This window comes from Pleurocapsa sp. CCALA 161 (assembly GCF_003003995.1).
GTDB lineage: Bacteria > Cyanobacteriota > Cyanobacteriia > Cyanobacteriales > Xenococcaceae > Waterburya.
The window spans coordinates 1-16,562 of record NZ_PVWF01000103.1 but is presented as its reverse complement, the minus strand read 5'-3'; the positions used below and the strand labels follow the sequence as shown (position 1 = coordinate 16,562).

Sequence of the window (16,562 nt, the reverse complement as noted above, 5' to 3'; positions counted from 1 at the left end):
ATTTGGCATTGGATATGTAACTTTTGATGGCAGTAATTCCCTACCCGATCAATTTCTAAACTCAGAGAAGATATTAATCACTCACGTTCAGAAGGTCTTTAACGGAAAATCAGTTTTTGGGATCGGCGGAAAATTTACGAAAGTAAACACAATTATTTTGGATGATTCACACGCTTGTATAGATTTCATAAATGAATCTTTCAAAATAAGGGTGGGTAATTCTCATATTCTCTACCAACGGTTGCTTCAATTGTTTGAAGACGATCTAAGGGAGCAAGGCGAAGGTAGCTTTTTTGAGATAAAAAGTGGCGAAAACACAACTTTTCTGCCAGTGCCCTACTGGAATTGGCAAGATAAAAAGTCGGAAGTTGTACAAATTCTTCTTGAACATGCAGATGATACAAAAGTGATGTTCACTTGGGATTTGATCAAAGACAGCATCGATAATTGCCAATGCTTCTTTAGTGGAAAAGAATTAGAAATCTCAACGTATTTTAGTCCAGTAAATCAGTTTAATACTTTTAGCAAGGCTGAACATAGAATTTTAATGTCAGCAACTACACAAAATGATTCTTTCTTTCTAAAGGGGCTTGGATTAAATATTCAATCTATAACTAATCCGCTTACTCCCGAGCAAGAAAGGTGGTCGGGAGAAAAAATGATCTTGATTCCTTCACTCATCCATGAGGAGTTAAATAGAGATTCCATTATTGTCAGATTTTCAAAGCCAAATTCCAGTCGAAAAGCAGGTTTAGTAGCAATTACCTCTAGCTTTAATAAAGCAAAGGTATATCAGAATCAAGGTTCTGTAGTTGCTAAAAGTGAAAATATCTTTGAAGAAGTCAGCAAGCTTAAGGCAGGCGAATATAGTAATACATTGGTGGTTGTCAACCGCTACGATGGGATTGATCTTCCAGATGATTCTTGTAGGCTTCTTATTATTGACTCTATGCCATATTCAGAGTCATTAACTGAGAGGTATGAAGAAGAATGTAGATCGAACAGCGACTTAACAAATATTAGGGCTGCTCAGAAGATAGAACAAGGTCTTGGCAGAAGCGTAAGAGGTGAGAAGGACTACAGTGTTATTCTTATCATTGGAGATGATCTGGTAAAGTTTCTTAAAAGTGCTAGTTCAAATAAGTTTTTCTCATCTCAAACAAGGAATCAGATAGACATCGGGCGAGAAGTGTCTGAGATGGCAAAAGAAGAAGATTTGAAGATCGACAATGATTATACGAAGGTAATACTTGAGCTAATCAATCAATGTTTAATAAAAAGAGACGACGGATGGAAAGAGTGAAGAACTTTTAATGGATGTAAACGACATACTTGAAAACTTAAGTTTCGGTCAACCTTCAGAAAAATTTGAAAAGGCACTTCAAGATTTAGGTTACGCGATCGGTTTCTTAAGCCAAAGACCAGATAAGGAATTTAAGAAAGGCTCTGACAATCTTTGGTGTGTTTCAGCCGATGAATATTTCATGTTTGAATGTAAAAGTGAAGTTGAGGATTCACGCGGCGAAATAACTAAAACTGAAACAGGACAAATGAATAATCATTGTGCTTGGTTTGAGCAAGAGTATAAGACGGATAAAGTGAAACGAATTCTCATCATTCCAACAAAAAAAGTTTCAAAGCAAGGAGGCTTTACTCATGAAGTTGAAATCATGAGAAAAGGAAAACTCAAATCTTTGAGAGACTGCGTTAAGTCCTTCTTCAAGGAGCTTAAGGATTACTCACTCAATGAAATTAGTGACTCCAAGATGCAAGAATTATTAGCTTTCCATAAACTTGATGTTGAATCCTTGAAGAGAGAATACTCTGAGAAGTACTATCAAAAAAGCTAGAAGGACGAAGAGATGATATTGAAATTAATTGCGTAGCAACGGGATAACAAATCGTTGCAGCGGCGGAATAAAGATGGTTGGTGTTGATGCAAAAGTTACTAGCCGCCGCTGAACTCAATCGTTATGCGGCTTGCGTTGTCGGTTGTGGCGATGTTTAGAGCCAATCTGTGAGACTATTGAGAATCAGCGCGTTAAGTTAACGAAGTAGTGCTGAGGTTGAAATCAATGCTTTATATGGTCATCGAATATTTCAATGCAGGAGCGGCTGTTGATATTTACCGTCGTGCCCGCGATGATGGTCGTCAGTTGCCACCCGGTCTTGAATATGTAGACAGTTGGGTAGATTTAGACTATTTTCGGTGCTTTCAACTCATGCGAACAGATGACCGCGCCTTGTTTGAGGTTTGGATCGCAGCTTGGAGCGATCTCGGTCATTTTGAAATCATCCCGGTGCGGACTTCGGCGGAGGCTGCTCAGCACATTGCAGATAAGCTCTAGAAGTCTCCTCTAGCTCTGGGGAGCTAGAGTTCTCGATATAATACTTAAGTAAACGTTTTTCTCTCATGCCTTTATATGGACTATCAAAACATTATTACGATTGAGCCTGGGAAGCGCAGTGGCAAGCCGTGTATTCGGGGAATGCGAATCACTGTGTACGATATTTTGGAATATTTAGCAGGCGGGATGACCGAAGCAGAAATTTTGGAAGATTTTTCTGAACTTACCTCGGAAGATATCAAAGCTTGTCTTGCTTTTGCAGCAGATCGTGAGAAGAAATTATTCGTGGTATCGCTGTGAAACTGCTTTTGGATGAAAATCTTTCAGACCGTATTGTTTACAGGATTATCGATCTGTATCCTAGTTCTGAGCATGTCAAAACCTTAGTACTTACGAATGCTGATGATGGCATCATTTGGGAGTACGCAAAAGCAAATGGTTTTGTGATTGTTTCCAAAGATTCTGACTTTCATCAGCGTAGCTTGCTGTATGGTCATCCACCCAAGTTTATTTATCTTCAGGTTGGTAATTGTCCAACATCAAAAATCGTTCAGATTTTGAGAGATAATTTTGACACGATTATTGAGTTTGGAGATCCAGAATCAGCAAGTATATTAGTGTTGACGTAGTGTGAAACCGTCGCATAACAACCCCAATGCAGTGGACGAACAGAGTCTTCGCGCTTCGTTTCAATCATCTCTGTCGCCGCTCAAGCCAAACATTAGAAGCTATACGATTTTCCAAAAGTTAATGATAATTGGAAATAAAATAGATTGTTTTTTGAAACAAGAATAAAAATAAATGTACTGTGGCGATCGCTTATTTTCAACACCAGTTATGTGGTTGATCTCGAATAAATTCTTGCAGATTTTTTGGACGGTATTTAAAGTCAGGATCGCACCAAGGTTCTTTGACACTGGTATGAAAACTGTTGTCTAAATCGAATTTAAACCTATATTGTAATTCGTCGTTTAATTGGGTAATATTGCGCTCTCTCTGTCCTATAAGATTAAAAATAAAATGCTGTCAAAAGGAGTTTTATAGTCAATAATCTGAGTATCTTCAGCTAAGTCTAAGTCCAAATGTAAACCCACCTGGCTAGCTTCATCTGCCATCCACTTCAAAGCAGCATTTGATAAACCTTTAGTCTCTGCTGTACCACCACCAATGCAACCATGATTACCTGGAAACCAAACTTGCTTCAACGTGCCGTTGAAAGCTTCCCCTGGATTCATTATGCAAACTTTCAAAGCTTTTTGTTTTTCGTCTAGGGCGATCGCGTGTCTAGCATTTTCGATAATTGGACTAAGTCTGGTGTCATGAAACTGATATTTTATACTGAAAAATTCGTCAATTAAAAGCAAAGGCGTAAAATCAGGAATCCACCACCCAAAAGCTCCCCCTCCTAATTTTTCAAGAGAATCTCCAATACTTTGTAGGAATGACTGTGTTCCCCCTCTACTGGGAACTGTACCAATTCCTTGGTCATAGTAAAGAACTTGGGAAATGTTGTCTTCTTGCTCATCTACTTGTTTAACTGCTTGAGCAATTTTGAAAACATTTGTTGGAACTTCATTATCTTGGCTTTGCCAAGTTCCATCACAACAAACTATTAAACGTTTCATGAACTTTCTCCTTATTAACAGAATAAATTTTCATTTTTATCTATAAATAAAACAAAAGGCTTATTATAAAGTGTAAATCTATAAAGGAGATTGCCTACCTGAATTTTATATAGAACGCCTGGTGTGAATTAAATTTTAGAAAGTAGATGAGGATTGAAAAGTCAAAACATCAATCTCAAAATGATGGCGCAGGAAAAGTCGCAAAGTATGAGAGGTCATTTTAAGTGCCATATGAGTAGCTAAGCCACCAACAGTTTTGTTGAGTAATCGTTCTGGATTACGACCAGTATTTTGGATTTCATTGAAAACTCCTTCAATTCGTTGTCTTACTCGGCTAATCAAATGTTTTAAATCAGAACTTACTTTTTGATGTTGGTTTTCTCGCTGTATCGTCCAAATACGATTACCAGTAGCCGTAGTTACCTCTGATTGCCATTCTTGACCAATAAACCCTTTGTCTCCATAGATATCGCTACCACGAACCATTTGAAGAACTCCCTCAACAGCTTTACGCTCATCAGTGTTAGCCGAAACCAGTTCGTAAGCTACAGGTATCCCTTTGAGAGTTGAAAGAACTACTAGTTTGTAGCCGAAGTATTTCATCTTCCTGGCTGCACAATAGCCATAGTTGGCACTACCATCAAAGTCACTATGTCTTTTACTTCTTCTATAACCGACTACGGGTATCGGTTTGGTGTCAATAACAAAACTATTTGTAGCCTCAACTCCTAACTGCTTGACCCATATCCTTCTGAGAGTTTCTATTTCATCTCCTAATTTTCGTAAGCGTCTATTAAATTGACTCCGCTCTAACAAATTAGGAAACCATTTTCCGCCAATTGGCACGAATAAAACCGATAAACTGAGTTTCTCCTGGAAATGGTAAATAGTCCATCATCAAAGCCAAAGTCATAATTTCACTATCACTCATTTCTGGTTTTGCCCCTCGAGCATTAGGTTTTGACGATTTTTTCTCTAACTGATACCAGTCATCTACAAGGACAAAAACTATGACTAACAGGCTTTCAAAGTCTATGCTATTCATGAGGAAAGATATTTAGATGGACAGCTTGGTAACTTTCATCTTCTGTCTTTTCTTCCTTTTTTCCTAATTCACACTAGGCGTATAGAGTAATTAACAATTTAGATTGATACACATTTTTCACCTGCAATTAATCGCCGTCAGCGTGGAGTAGTGCGATCGCAACTAAGTGGATAATAGCTTAACGAGTACCCGCCAAAAAATTGAGCTTTTGATGATTTATAAAAACTTGTGGTTAACTATACTAGTAGCTTTATTTGGCTGTCAACAAGCTGGACAAACCCCCTTAGCCTTAGCACAAGCAACTGCAACCTGTAGTTATAAAGTTATTCAAACTTATCCTCACGACAAAAATGCTTTTACTCAAGGTTTAATTTTTGACCAGGGTGAACTTTATGAAAGTACTGGATTAGAGGGAAGATCGTCGATTAGAAAAGTCGATTTGGACACAGGACAAGTTTTACAAATTAATGATTTAGACGATCGCTATTTTGGGGAAGGGATGACTCTGTGGCAAGATCGGCTAATTCAACTTACTTGGGTATCAAAAACGGGTTTTGTTTATGAGCAAGAAACCTTAAAGCAGATTGCTACCTTCAGTTATCCGACTCAGGGTTGGGGAATAACTCATAACAATCAAGAACTGATCATGAGTGATGGCTCAAATACTCTATATTTTTTGAATCCCGATACCTTTAAAGAAACTAAACGGATTCAGGTAACAGAGAATGACCGTCCTATCGATAAATTAAACGAATTGGAATTTGTTAAGGGAGAAATTTGGGCGAATGTTTGGTTGAGCGATCGCATTGCTCGGATTAACCCTAAAACTGGAGTCGTGACAGGCTGGCTCGACCTAACAGGAATTATTGACCCTGCCTCCCTGACTACGAAAGATGCCGTATTAAACGGGATTGCTTACGATCCTGAATCAGATCGCTTGTTAGTGACGGGAAAACTATGGCCCAAACTATTTGAAATTAAGCCAATATGTAATTAGTATGGGATGATGCGTTAACGATAGCGTAACGCATCCTACGAGATCGGCGATCGCACTTTGGAAAATTAGTATTCTATGGCGATCGCCTACGAGTAAAATGCTTCATACTCATCATGATCGCCAATCCAAAACCAAGTCACTGTGTCACCTGACATAACACCGAGTGCGCGATGACCGCGCGTTACCCGCACTGACCAAATATCTTCTTTGTTGTTGATGCACTTAAAATGCAACGATGGATGAAACGGATTCTCCGCCCACAACTGATAAGCTTTTCTGGCTCCAGTTCTCACCGCAGGACTAAGGGCGCGATACTTCCCCCAAAATGAGGGTAGTGTGGCAGACTTCATAGCTGCTCATAATCCATCGGACTAGAAAGACCAGCGGCAATCTCTGCTTTGGCTTTACGGGCAGCAGCAACCAGATTATTTTCTGTCCGCTTAAATGAGGTATCCCAAAGTTTCTCCTCTTCCAACTCAGCAAGGTATGCTCTAACATGCTCTACGACTTGTTCTTGCAGTTCATCGGGAAGCGACTCGACCATCTTAATGATCGTGGTAATGGCAGGAGAGGACATGGCAGTCATCAAGGGAATGGGTCTTCTTTATTCTACAACCTGTGTTATGAAATAGTTAGCACGTGAAATGCGATTACTCTATTGGTTACTACAGTTGCACTCCTCAAAACTTTATGGGATGATGCATAATGCGATTGCTGACGCATTCTGCAAAATCGGCGATCGCACTGAGTCAGATCGGCTATTGGTGACGGGAAAACTCTGGCCCAAACTATTTGAAATTAAACCAATATGTGATTAGGAGTAAGTTGGCTATTGCGTTGATTGGCATTGGTCAATACATAATGCTAAAAAGCTTAAATAGTGTTTTATTGTGACAACAAATTGTAGCTACAACTAGTTTTTTAGGTCACGCTGCTAAAAGTTAAGAGTTCAGTGGATAAGCCGCGCTAGCAGAAGAAAAGACATAACGGTAAAAGCCAGCGGCGGCAGACAACCTTGGCACCCCCACCAGCAGCTTTCGTCCGTCCGCTGCGCTGAAGTGTTGGGCTGCTGGAACACACTACGTCCAATCTTCAACGGTCAACGCCCACCGTTCATGGTCACGCCACTCTCCGTTGATTTTTAGATATCGTCGAGAAAAGCCCTCCTTTGTGAAACCCAATCGCTTCACTAAATTGATTGAAGCAATGTTTTCAGGTTGAATATTGGCTTCAACTCGATGCAGATCGAGTGTATAAAAAGCATGATCGATCACTAAACGAATACCTTCCGACATCAATCCCTGACCTGCAAAATTTACATCAACATAATAACCAAGATAGGCATTTTGAAACGATCTGTGGAAGATTTGGCTGAGATTTGCTACTCCAACAATTTTCTTGTGAGTTGAATGGCAAATCAGCAAGCCTTCAAAGTCATCATTTTGGCAACGACTAATGTAATTTTTGCACTCTTCCTCAGTTGGTGACGGAGAAGCCCAAGGAAAATGAAACTCCTTGCTTCTTTGGTGAAGAGCTAGTAATTCTTGACCATCTTCTTCGCTTGGCTTCCTGATAAAAACGCGAAGTGACATGGAGGTTCTTGGCTCTGTAGTTGCTACAAAATATTAGCTTAACGTAACTCCAGACAGACAACTTAAAAGTACTGTCCCTGCCCAGGGATTAAGCTGCCCAACTACTTATTATACTGACGTTTTCTAGATAACTACCCTATATGGGGTATTTAAATAGAATATTGACCTATAATATCTTAAATTTGAATGATTATACCGATAAAGTCCGTATAACTACCTTGTGTGGGTGTATTAACTGGAAATTTTCAGTATAAATGTCAGAGCTATCTCAAATTTTTCTGGAATAACATTCAAAATTAAAAGATAATCTAACCTGAGTTCGGGATTAGCTCAAATCCTTATTTTGAAGGTATTTAAAAAATACTATTTTCCGTTCTTCTTTCATAGTAGAGTTGCATCCAAACTATCTCAAAAGCTTAGAGCTTAGAGCTTACAGCTATCTCCACCAATTAATCTGCTTAACCCGAACTCAGGTTAATCTAGAAACTTATACAGAAAGGGCAACGCCGTTTTAAGTTGTTTTAAGTTCCTAGTCAGACCATAAACGCCGCCGCTCTTTTCCTTTCAACCGCTGATGTGTATCTCTTAATAGGGTGGGAATAGCTAACTGTTCGGGACAACGGGGTAGACAGTCACCACAGTCAGTACAACGATTACCTTTCATCCCAGGAAACCAATGTCCCGCATTTTCTAACATGCCATAGCGATACTGCCCATAATCTTCCATTTCGTAAGCAACAGTTAAATTACGCAATCTAAGAATTTCGGGGATATTAATCTGTTCGGGACAAGGAAGACAGCGATCGCATTGACGACAAAGATCTGAACCTAGACTAGTTGTTAACTGTTGTTCTAACTTGGTAAATATCCCTCGTTCTTCAATAGTTAGGGGATGATCGGCATTGGCAACCTGTAGAGGAGTAATTAATTCTGCTGGATTAGCTGCACCGAGGCTAAGGGTAGTAATACGGCGATCGCTCAACAAAAACCGATAGTTTAACTCCAGAGGGGAAATAGGAGCGCATAATGCCACTAGTTTTTCAGGGGGAGTGTATAATTTTCCGCCCTTATCTCCAGGAGAAATAATAAATATACCCATGTCTTTTTCGGCTGCAAGAGCGATCGCCTGATGGTTGCGTTGAAAAAAGTAGTAATAGTGTAGATTAACAAATTCAAAAAGATCGGTTTGAATTGCTGCCAAAATTAATTCTAGGCTGCCGTGAGTCGAAAAGCCCAAGTGTCTAACTTTGCCTTGAGCCATAGCAGTCTGAATTGCCTCCAGACAACCATCGGGTTTAATTACCCACTCCAAATGTGACCAGGTATTGATACCGTGTATAGCTAGACAATCAATATAATCTGTTTGCAGTCGAGCTAAAGATTCATCCAGCCATTGACTCATTTGTAGTCGCTCTGGGGTGGGCGCGATCTTGGTGGTGAGGTAAATCTCCTGGCGTGGAACTTTAAGCTCTTGTAATGACTGCCCTAAATAAGTTTCACTCTGTCCATAGCCTCTGGCAGTTTCTAAATGATTAATCCCCAGAGCGATCGCAGTCTCGATAGTTTGACGGTAAGTTTGGCGGTCATTCAGGCAGCGCATTGTTCCCAGCGAAAATACTGACAAATCAAGCTTAGTTTTACCAAATTGCCTTTGACGCATTGAATTATAACTAAGTATTCAGATTAATTCTTAAACCGTATTTATCTGTATTTATCTGTGGATCTTTTAAAAATAATGTTTAAAGCGTACTAGATGCGATTCAGATTATTAGAGATGAAGTCAATTCAACTTTCTTTATCGCTGTTCTTTATACCCACCTTTTTTGATTAGCTGATCTGGACTAAGATCAGAGACAAACTCTTTAAATGCCTCTCTTTCAGCATTATCAGCATCGCTGTCAACGGGAATTGAAGCATCAGCGATTACTTCTTCTAATACCCAAATTGGGCTATCGGTACGAATGGCTACTGCCACCGCATCACTGGGACGACAATCGATTTCTTTCTTAACGCCATTAATATTAATACATAATACCGCGTAAAAAATATCATCGTTCAAAGAGTGGATAATAACCCGCTCTAGGTCAATATTGCAGTCATAAAGAAGATTGGCAATTAAATCGTGAGTCAAAGGACGAGGGGGGCGACGTCCTTCCAAAGCCTTAAGAATTGTTTCGGCTTGGTCTTGTCCAATATAAATAGGTAATGCTCTTCGCTCTGAACTGTCTTTAAGCAGAATCATGGGCGTGTGACTAGCAGCATTTACGACAATGGCTGCAACTTTCATTTCAATCATTGATTTAGCCTCTAAAGTAATTAAGATTATCAGGAGTAATAAGAGCGATAAGATAGCAAAATTTAAACGTACCTATCATCAAATGTAAAGATGTTCAGAATATCTTGCAACCTTAAACATGGTCTAAAACTAGAATCATAATGTTACTGTTTAATCACAGTATGCCTCAGTTTTTTGCTGTTGCCTGTACTATTCAGGAAAAAATAATAGTTAAACTAGTTCAGTTACCGTAATATCATCATGTTTACAGGGTTAGTAGAATCTCTTGGCTTAATTGAGAGTTCTGGAGAGGATTCTTTTGAAGTATCGATAGTTGGTCACAACCACGACGTAATTACCGCCGATTTGACTATTGGCGATAGTGTAGCCGTAGATGGAGTTTGTCTAACGGTAGAAACCATTTTAGACCAGGGTTTTATTGCTACTGCTTCCCCCGAAACCTTAGCCAAAACGACTTTAGGCGATCGCGATCGCGCAGCTAAATATGTCAATTTGGAAACTTCTCTACGGATGGGCAGTAAAATCGGTGGTCATTTTGTCACGGGACACATTGACGGGGTTGGCTGCTTAGTCGAAGCAGTGGCTACTGCAACTTCCTGGGAGATTCGCTTTGGATTGCCGACAGGAATGGATGAACAATGGCACTCCAAGATCGGTCGTTATTTGGTATCAAAAGGCAGTATTGCCGTTAATGGTATTAGCTTGACGATTGCTGAATGCGCCCCTGATGGCAGTTGGTTTTCGGCTGCGGTAATTCCTCATACTTATGATTCAACTAATCTTAGTAGTTTGCGATCGGGAAATTTAGTCAATCTAGAAAGCGATATTTTAGGCAAATACGTCGATCAGCTAATTTCCCATCGTCTACCAGGCAAACACCAACCAGCAGAAATCAGCTTGTCTTTTTTGACCGACAATGGATATGTTTAATTTATTTTAGTTTGATGACGGCGATCGCTATTGCTGTAGGGGCCAACGGCTGTTTACCCCTTGCCTCTTGCCCGTACCTGGCAAAACAATCAATTAAGAAGAATGACGATAAATTCTATTATCCTTTAGATAAATATCTTGGAGTTGAGACAGTGACATTATCTCGTGATTTGATTTACCCCAACACTAATCAAGTAGCACAAAGCGATAATTATCATGGGGTAGAGGTAAAAGATCCTTATCGTTGGCTAGAAGATCCTGATTCGGATACTACCAAAGCTTGGGTACAGGCGCAAAATGAGTTGACCAATAGCTATCTAGCCACCATTCCCACCAGAGATAAACTACAACAGCGTTTAACTCAGCTATGGGATTATGAAAAATATAGTAGCCCTTTTAAACGAGGTCAGAGTTATTTCTACTTTAAGAATGATGGCTTACAAAATCAAAGTGTCTTGTATACGCTCAAATCTCTAGATGATGAAGGAGAAATATTATTAGACCCCAATACTCTATCGGCGGATGGTACGGTAGCTTTATCAGGGTTATCAATTAGTGATGATGGTCAATGGATGGCTTATGGTTTATCTACGGCTGGATCTGACTGGGTAGAATATCGGGTCAGAAATATCGCCACGAGGGAAGATACCGCCGATCATCTTCAGTGGATTAAATTTTCTGGGGCATCTTGGACTAAAGATAATCAAGGCTTTTTCTATAGTCGTTATGATGAGCCTAACGCAGAAACTAAACTAGAAGACGTTAATTACTACCAAAAGCTTTATTATCATCGTTTAGGTACAACACAGGCTGAGGATATTCTCGTCTATCATCGTCCCGATCAAAAAGAATGGGGTTTTAGTGGAGGAGTTACAGAGGATGGTAAGTATTTAATTATCAGCGTGTGGCTGGGTACAGATAGTAAGAATTTAGTCTTCTATAAAAATCTCGAACAGCTAGATAGTGAGGTTATCGAGTTAATTAGCGAGTTTGTCGCCAGCTATAATGTTATTGACAATGACGAGGATACTTTTTGGGTGCAGACAGATTTAAATGCTCCTCGTGGTAAGGTAATTGCCATTAATTTAAATAATCCAGACCAAGCAAATTGGCAAGAAATTATTCCTGAAGCTGCCGAAACCCTTGAAAGTATTGGACTCTTGAACAATCAATTTGTCGCGGACTATCTTAAAGATGCGCGATCGCAAATTAAAATTTATGCTCTAGACGGTACTTTTGCGCGCGAGGTGGAATTACCTGGAATTGGCTCGGCAGGTGGTTTTGGTGGCAAGCGTTACGATACAGAAACTTTTTATACCTTTACCAGCTTTACGACTCCTGCTACGATTTATCGCTACGATCTGACGACGGGGGAAAGCAAACTTTTCCGTCAACCCCAGGTAGATTTTGATCCAGAAGCATATCAAACCCAACAGGTATTTTATCCGAGTAAAGATGGTACTAAAATACCTATGTTTATTACCCACAAAAAGGGAATTAAACTGGACGGCAATAATCCCACTTACCTGTACGCCTACGGTGGTTTTAATATTTCCTTAACTCCCAGCTTTTCTGTTAGTAATGTCGTGTGGCTAGAAATGGGTGGAATTTATGCTGTGCCTAATCTGCGGGGTGGGGGTGAATATGGCGAAGAGTGGCATCAAGCAGGGATGAAAGACAAAAAGCAGAACGTCTTTGATGATTTTATCGCAGCAGCCGAATGGTTAATTGCGCAAAAATATACGAGTCAAGAGAAATTGGCGATCGCTGGAGGCAGTAACGGAGGTCTACTAGTAGGTGCTTGTATGACTCAACGCCCCGATCTCTTTGCCGCAGCCATTCCCGCCGTAGGTGTATTAGATATGCTGCGCTTTCATAAGTTTACGATTGGTTGGGCCTGGTGTTCGGAATACGGTACTCCTGACGATGCAGCAGATTTTAAAACGCTTTATGCCTATTCTCCGCTGCATAATCTACAACCAGGGACGAATTATCCTGCCACGATGATTACCACTGCTGACCATGACGATCGCGTTGTACCAGCCCACAGTTTTAAGTTTGCTGCTGCCTTACAAGCTGCCCATCAAGGAGATAATCCTGTTTTAATTCGGATCGAAACTAAAGCAGGACACGGCGCTGGAAAACCCACCAGCAAAATCATTGAAGAGGCTGCGGATAAGTGGGGATTTTTAGTGGCAAACCTGGGTATAGAATATTTACAGTAGCTATTAATTGTCAAGTAAAATATCTTAGGCGATCGCTGGGGGCGTAGATGGCGCAACTATATTCGCTCTTTATTTTTTGCAATGTGATTTACGATTGAGATAATAATGCCAGAGAATTTTAGTAGCGATCGCTCGATAGGGTTTCCAAATTTCTGCAATAATTTCTAATTCTGCTGCTTGCGGACGAATGGCTAAATCTTTGATTTCTTTAACGGCGATCGCTACAGCTAAATCTTTACTAGGAAATACATCCTGACGCTGTAAAGCCATCATTAAGTAAATATCTACCGTCCAGTTACCGATGCCTTTAATTGCCGTTAACTTTTGTCTAATTTCTAAGTCATTTAATTTTTCTAAACTAGCTAAATCCAGAGTGCAGTCAATTACCGCCTGTGCCAAGATGCGACCATAATTAGTTTTCTGCCGACTAAACCCAATGGCTTTGAGTTCGAGATCGTCTAAAGCTAAAAAGCTTTCAGGACACAAATTATCTACTGCCTCGTTAAGACGTTTAAAAGTAGCTTGAGCCGAAGCATAGGAAACCTGTTGCTCTAAAATAATCCTGATTAAAGTAGAAAATCCTGGTTCTCTTAACCATTGGGGAGGATATCCATAAAGATCAATAATTTTAGCCAAATCGCGATCGCGTTTAGTTAACTCTTTAATGCCTTGCACAAAGCTGTCGGCACTATCTGATAATAAAATCTTGTTTGTCGAGGTCATGGGGAAATTAGATGAGGCAGGAGTTTGAACAGGAGTTAGAAGTAGATTCAAGTGCTTTAATGACCTTAACACTGTTAAATCTCTAACTTCGCTAAAATTTTAGATGTAGCTATCTCTTTCTCCCCGTCATGAGTCAAACCCAAATTAATTTTGCCGATATTCAAGCAGAAACTCCCGACCTTGAGCAAATTACGAGAGAGTATCAAGACATCAACAACGCATTAGATCGAGCGCTAACTAGATCGGATCGAGAAAAGGCTTTACAACAGTGGGAAGATTTACGTCGTCGTCTAGATACTTGGGGGGCAATGACTTCCCTCAACTTTAGTCAAGACACAACCAATAAAGACTACCAACAGGCACAAAAATATAGTGATGAATTAAGACCTAAATTAACCGCCCTAGAAGTTGCTATGAAACGCAGGCTGTTAAACAGTCAAGAGCGGACACAATTAGAATCTATCTTAGGTCAACAAGCTTTTAGCCTGTGGTCGGCAGACGTGACCACCTTTGAACCAGCTATTGAAGAAGATTTAGTTCAAGAATCTAAGCTAGTTAATCAGTATGTCCAATTATTAGCCAGTGCTGAACTAGAATTTAGAGGGGAAACGGTTAATCTTTCAGGAATTCGTAAATATACTGAAGATAGCGATCGCCAAACCCGATATGAGGCGGAAAAAGTACGCTGGCAATTCTTTAGCCAAAATCAAGCGCAATTAGACAGCATCTACGATCAACTAGTCAAACTGCGTCACCAAATGGCACAGAAATTAGGCTACGAAAATTACACTGGTCTGGGATATAAGCGAATGCAGCGGATTGACTACACCGAAGCTGATGTAGCCAGCTACCGTGATGAAGTTGTGGCAAAGGTTGTCCCCCTAGCACAAAAAATCATTGACCAAAAAGCGCAAAAACTTAATTTGGAACGGGTTATGTACTGGGACGAATCTGTATTCGACCTCCAAGGAAATCCTCAACCCCAAGGAGATCACGACTGGATGCTTAAACAGGCACAGCAAATGTTTGATGCCATGCACCCAGAATTAGGTAGTTTTTTTGCCATGATGGTTGCGGGTGATCTTATGGACCTCAAAACTCGTCCTGGCAAGGCTGGCGGTGGTTTTTGTACTAGCTTCCCCACCAAAGGAGTACCCTATATCTTTGCTAACTTCAATCAGACCAAAGGTGATGTCGAAGTATTTACTCACGAAATGGGTCATGCTTTTCAAGCTTGGCAAAGTCGCAATTTACCTTTAATTGACTATCTCTGGCCAACTTTAGAATCCTGTGAAATTCATTCGATGAGTCTAGAGTTTCTTACCTGGTCACAAATGGATAAGTTTTTTGGTGATGATGCCGACCGTTTTCGCGAAATTCATTTAGCACAATCAATTCTGTTTTTACCTTACGGTTGTGCTGTGGATCATTTCCAGCATCTGGTTTATGCCCACCCTGAAGCTACCCCACAGGAGAGAAATCAAATGTGGCGACAAATGGAAGCGCGCTATCTTCCTTGGCGACAGTATGGAGACATTGAATATCCTGCCCAAGGAGGTTTGTGGCAAGAGAAACAACATATTTACTGCTCTCCCTTTTACTATATCGATTACACCTTAGCTTTATGCTGTGCGATGCAGTTTTGGGTCAAAGCTGAATCTGATTTTCAAGGTGCTTTAACCGAATACATCGCCTTGTGTCAGCGTGGTGGTCAAGCACCCTTTCAGAGTTTAAGTAGTTCGGCTAATTTAATTTCTCCTTTTAAATCTGGCTCTTTAGCAGATGTAGTTACTAAAGCTCAGCAGTTTTTGGGTTTATAGGAGATATAGCCGTACAAAGTTAGATTAGAACAAGTTTAGTTAACTTTTCTTAGGTAGTAAGTAGTAAGTAGTAAGTAGTAAATGTCCTAACTTAAGTACGTATTGCTATATAGTCATTTCAAATAGAAAACACAGGTTGATTAGTACTAGTTTTCATCCGTAGTTGTTTTGTGCTAATTTATACTAATTTATAAAAGGAGCTGGAAAGATCAAAAATATTCTGAGAGTCAATGAAAAGACCCAAATATTCATAAAAGCTATCCTAAAGGATTCCCTTCGGTCAAAGCTAAAAGCTTAATCTGTCCCAAGTCTCTGATTATTTTCGAGAATTGCTATTATGCCGAACTGAATGGTTGATTAAATTTGTATACAATAGAGCCTTTTTATTATTTATGATGAGCTACGGTCAAACTATTTTAAAAGCTGATGAAGTAATGGAAGGAATACCAGTAATGGTTGATGAAATACAGGTAGAAGCAACCTTTCCTGACGGCACTAAGTTAGTGACGGTACATAATCCTATTCAGTAAACAACTAAAGACTAACTTTAATTATGATTCCAGGTGAAATTATTACCCAGCCAGGGGAAATTGAACTAAACGCAGGAAAAGAAACTATTACGATTGAGGTTAGTAATACAGGCGGATCGCCCGATTCAGATTGGCTCTCATTACCACTTTTATGAAGTGAATACAGCACTACAATTTGAGCGCGAATCTACTAAAGGAATGCGACTCGATATTCCCGCAGGTACGGCAGTGAGATTTGAACCAGGGGATGAAAAAACTGTAACCTTAGTTGCAGTGGCAGGGAGTAAAGAAATATATGGTTTTAATGCCTTAGTTGAAGGAAAGATTTAACAATTAATAACTAATGAATAAATCAAAACTGGAGAAGGTTTAGAGACAGTTAAAGATTTTATTTTAGCAACATTGTTATTTGAATCCGTAGAAGAGAATCG

At 39.9% G+C, this 16,562-nt stretch carries 20 protein-coding genes and 1 pseudogene; 12 read left to right on the top strand and 9 right to left on the bottom strand.

The annotated features are described in order from the left end of the window. The 5 genes from C7B62_RS19460 to C7B62_RS19445 all read left to right on the top strand — a co-directional run. Nucleotides 1-1,303 (top strand): helicase C-terminal domain-containing protein (locus C7B62_RS19460; RefSeq protein WP_304590163.1); only part of this gene is annotated, 1,303 nt, incomplete at its 5' end. A 10-nt stretch (nucleotides 1,304-1,313) separates the two neighbouring features. Beyond that, nucleotides 1,314-1,850 (top strand): hypothetical protein, encoded by a 537-nt coding sequence (locus C7B62_RS26270; RefSeq protein WP_199194287.1) that lies wholly within the window; start codon nucleotides 1,314-1,316, stop codon nucleotides 1,848-1,850. 225 nt (nucleotides 1,851-2,075) lie between these two features. Continuing rightward, on the top strand, nucleotides 2,076-2,348 hold the full coding sequence (locus tag C7B62_RS19455) for a DUF3303 domain-containing protein (RefSeq protein WP_106240955.1): 273 nt from the start codon (nucleotides 2,076-2,078) through the stop codon (nucleotides 2,346-2,348). A 75-nt stretch (nucleotides 2,349-2,423) separates the two neighbouring features. Next, nucleotides 2,424-2,648, top strand: coding sequence for a DUF433 domain-containing protein (locus tag C7B62_RS19450; protein ID WP_106240952.1), 225 nt, complete (start codon nucleotides 2,424-2,426; stop codon nucleotides 2,646-2,648). Further along, nucleotides 2,645-2,977 carry a DUF5615 family PIN-like protein gene (locus C7B62_RS19445; protein WP_106240948.1) on the top strand — a complete coding sequence of 111 codons (333 nt, stop codon included), beginning with the start codon at nucleotides 2,645-2,647 and terminating at the stop codon, nucleotides 2,975-2,977. Before C7B62_RS19450 ends, C7B62_RS19445 begins: the two co-directional genes overlap by 4 nt. Before the next feature lie 372 nt (nucleotides 2,978-3,349). Here C7B62_RS19445 and C7B62_RS19440 read toward each other — a convergent pair whose 3' ends face one another. The 3 genes from C7B62_RS19440 to C7B62_RS26265 form a co-directional block, all read right to left on the bottom strand. Beyond that, the gene (locus C7B62_RS19440) at nucleotides 3,350-3,973 is read right to left on the bottom strand and encodes a DUF2235 domain-containing protein (RefSeq protein WP_106240945.1); all 624 of its coding nucleotides are present in this window, start codon (nucleotides 3,971-3,973) and stop codon (nucleotides 3,350-3,352) included. Between the two features lie 135 nt (nucleotides 3,974-4,108). Next, on the bottom strand, nucleotides 4,109-4,819 hold the full coding sequence (locus C7B62_RS19435) for an IS982 family transposase (RefSeq protein WP_199194286.1): 711 nt from the start codon (nucleotides 4,817-4,819) through the stop codon (nucleotides 4,109-4,111). Continuing rightward, on the bottom strand, nucleotides 4,791-5,018 hold the full coding sequence (locus C7B62_RS26265) for a hypothetical protein (RefSeq protein WP_199194285.1): 228 nt from the start codon (nucleotides 5,016-5,018) through the stop codon (nucleotides 4,791-4,793). Before C7B62_RS26265 ends, C7B62_RS19435 begins: the two co-directional genes overlap by 29 nt. 211 nt (nucleotides 5,019-5,229) lie before the next feature. Between C7B62_RS26265 and C7B62_RS19430 the strand changes: the two genes are divergently transcribed. Further along, nucleotides 5,230-6,015, top strand: coding sequence for a glutaminyl-peptide cyclotransferase (locus tag C7B62_RS19430; protein WP_106240967.1), 786 nt, complete (start codon nucleotides 5,230-5,232; stop codon nucleotides 6,013-6,015). Between the two features lie 86 nt (nucleotides 6,016-6,101). Here C7B62_RS19430 and C7B62_RS19425 read toward each other — a convergent pair whose 3' ends face one another. Further along, nucleotides 6,102-6,365 (bottom strand): hypothetical protein, encoded by a 264-nt coding sequence (locus tag C7B62_RS19425; protein WP_106240939.1) that lies wholly within the window; start codon nucleotides 6,363-6,365, stop codon nucleotides 6,102-6,104. Further along, the gene (locus C7B62_RS19420; RefSeq protein WP_106240963.1) at nucleotides 6,362-6,592 is read right to left on the bottom strand and encodes a hypothetical protein; all 231 of its coding nucleotides are present in this window, start codon (nucleotides 6,590-6,592) and stop codon (nucleotides 6,362-6,364) included. The genes C7B62_RS19425 and C7B62_RS19420 overlap by 4 nt, the downstream gene beginning before the upstream one ends. A gap of 67 nt (nucleotides 6,593-6,659) precedes the next feature. Between C7B62_RS19420 and C7B62_RS25450 the strand changes: the two genes are divergently transcribed. Beyond that, nucleotides 6,660-6,833 (top strand): glutaminyl-peptide cyclotransferase, encoded by a 174-nt coding sequence (locus tag C7B62_RS25450; protein ID WP_146132144.1) that lies wholly within the window; start codon nucleotides 6,660-6,662, stop codon nucleotides 6,831-6,833. A gap of 261 nt (nucleotides 6,834-7,094) precedes the next feature. Here the strand turns inward: C7B62_RS25450 and C7B62_RS19415 are convergent, their stop codons facing one another. From C7B62_RS19415 to C7B62_RS19405, 3 genes are all read right to left on the bottom strand, one after another. After that, nucleotides 7,095-7,607, bottom strand: coding sequence for a GNAT family N-acetyltransferase (locus tag C7B62_RS19415; RefSeq protein ID WP_106240933.1), 513 nt, complete (start codon nucleotides 7,605-7,607; stop codon nucleotides 7,095-7,097). A gap of 529 nt (nucleotides 7,608-8,136) precedes the next feature. Continuing rightward, nucleotides 8,137-9,267, bottom strand: a complete 1,131-nt coding sequence (locus C7B62_RS19410) for an aldo/keto reductase (protein WP_106240929.1) — start codon at nucleotides 9,265-9,267, stop codon at nucleotides 8,137-8,139. A gap of 135 nt (nucleotides 9,268-9,402) precedes the next feature. Then, nucleotides 9,403-9,903: a bifunctional nuclease family protein gene (locus C7B62_RS19405; RefSeq protein ID WP_106240925.1), complete on the bottom strand. Its 501-nt coding sequence runs from the start codon at nucleotides 9,901-9,903 to the stop codon at nucleotides 9,403-9,405. A 240-nt stretch (nucleotides 9,904-10,143) separates the two neighbouring features. Between C7B62_RS19405 and C7B62_RS19400 the strand changes: the two genes are divergently transcribed. Both C7B62_RS19400 and C7B62_RS19395 read left to right on the top strand, forming a co-directional pair. Further along, nucleotides 10,144-10,833, top strand: a complete 690-nt coding sequence (locus C7B62_RS19400; RefSeq protein WP_106240921.1) for a riboflavin synthase — start codon at nucleotides 10,144-10,146, stop codon at nucleotides 10,831-10,833. A gap of 152 nt (nucleotides 10,834-10,985) precedes the next feature. Further along, entirely contained in the window at nucleotides 10,986-13,058 is a 2,073-nt protein-coding gene (locus C7B62_RS19395) for a prolyl oligopeptidase family protein (RefSeq protein ID WP_106240959.1), read from the top strand. Nucleotides 13,059-13,127: 69 nt separating this feature from the next. Here C7B62_RS19395 and C7B62_RS19390 read toward each other — a convergent pair whose 3' ends face one another. Next, the gene (locus C7B62_RS19390) at nucleotides 13,128-13,832 is read right to left on the bottom strand and encodes a DNA-3-methyladenine glycosylase (RefSeq protein WP_233220053.1); all 705 of its coding nucleotides are present in this window, start codon (nucleotides 13,830-13,832) and stop codon (nucleotides 13,128-13,130) included. Nucleotides 13,833-13,909: 77 nt separating this feature from the next. On the opposite strand from C7B62_RS19390, the gene C7B62_RS19385 reads away from it, so the two are divergent. From C7B62_RS19385 to ureB, 3 genes and pseudogenes are all read left to right on the top strand, one after another. Beyond that, nucleotides 13,910-15,601, top strand: a complete 1,692-nt coding sequence (locus C7B62_RS19385; RefSeq protein WP_106240914.1) for a M3 family oligoendopeptidase — start codon at nucleotides 13,910-13,912, stop codon at nucleotides 15,599-15,601. A gap of 353 nt (nucleotides 15,602-15,954) precedes the next feature. After that, a complete protein-coding gene (locus tag C7B62_RS19380; protein WP_370304078.1) occupies nucleotides 15,955-16,131 on the top strand; it encodes an urease subunit gamma in 177 nt (58 codons plus the stop codon). Between the two features lie 23 nt (nucleotides 16,132-16,154). Then, nucleotides 16,155-16,461, top strand: a pseudogene (gene ureB / locus C7B62_RS19375) (urease subunit beta). Nucleotides 16,462-16,562: the final 101 nt, after the last annotated feature.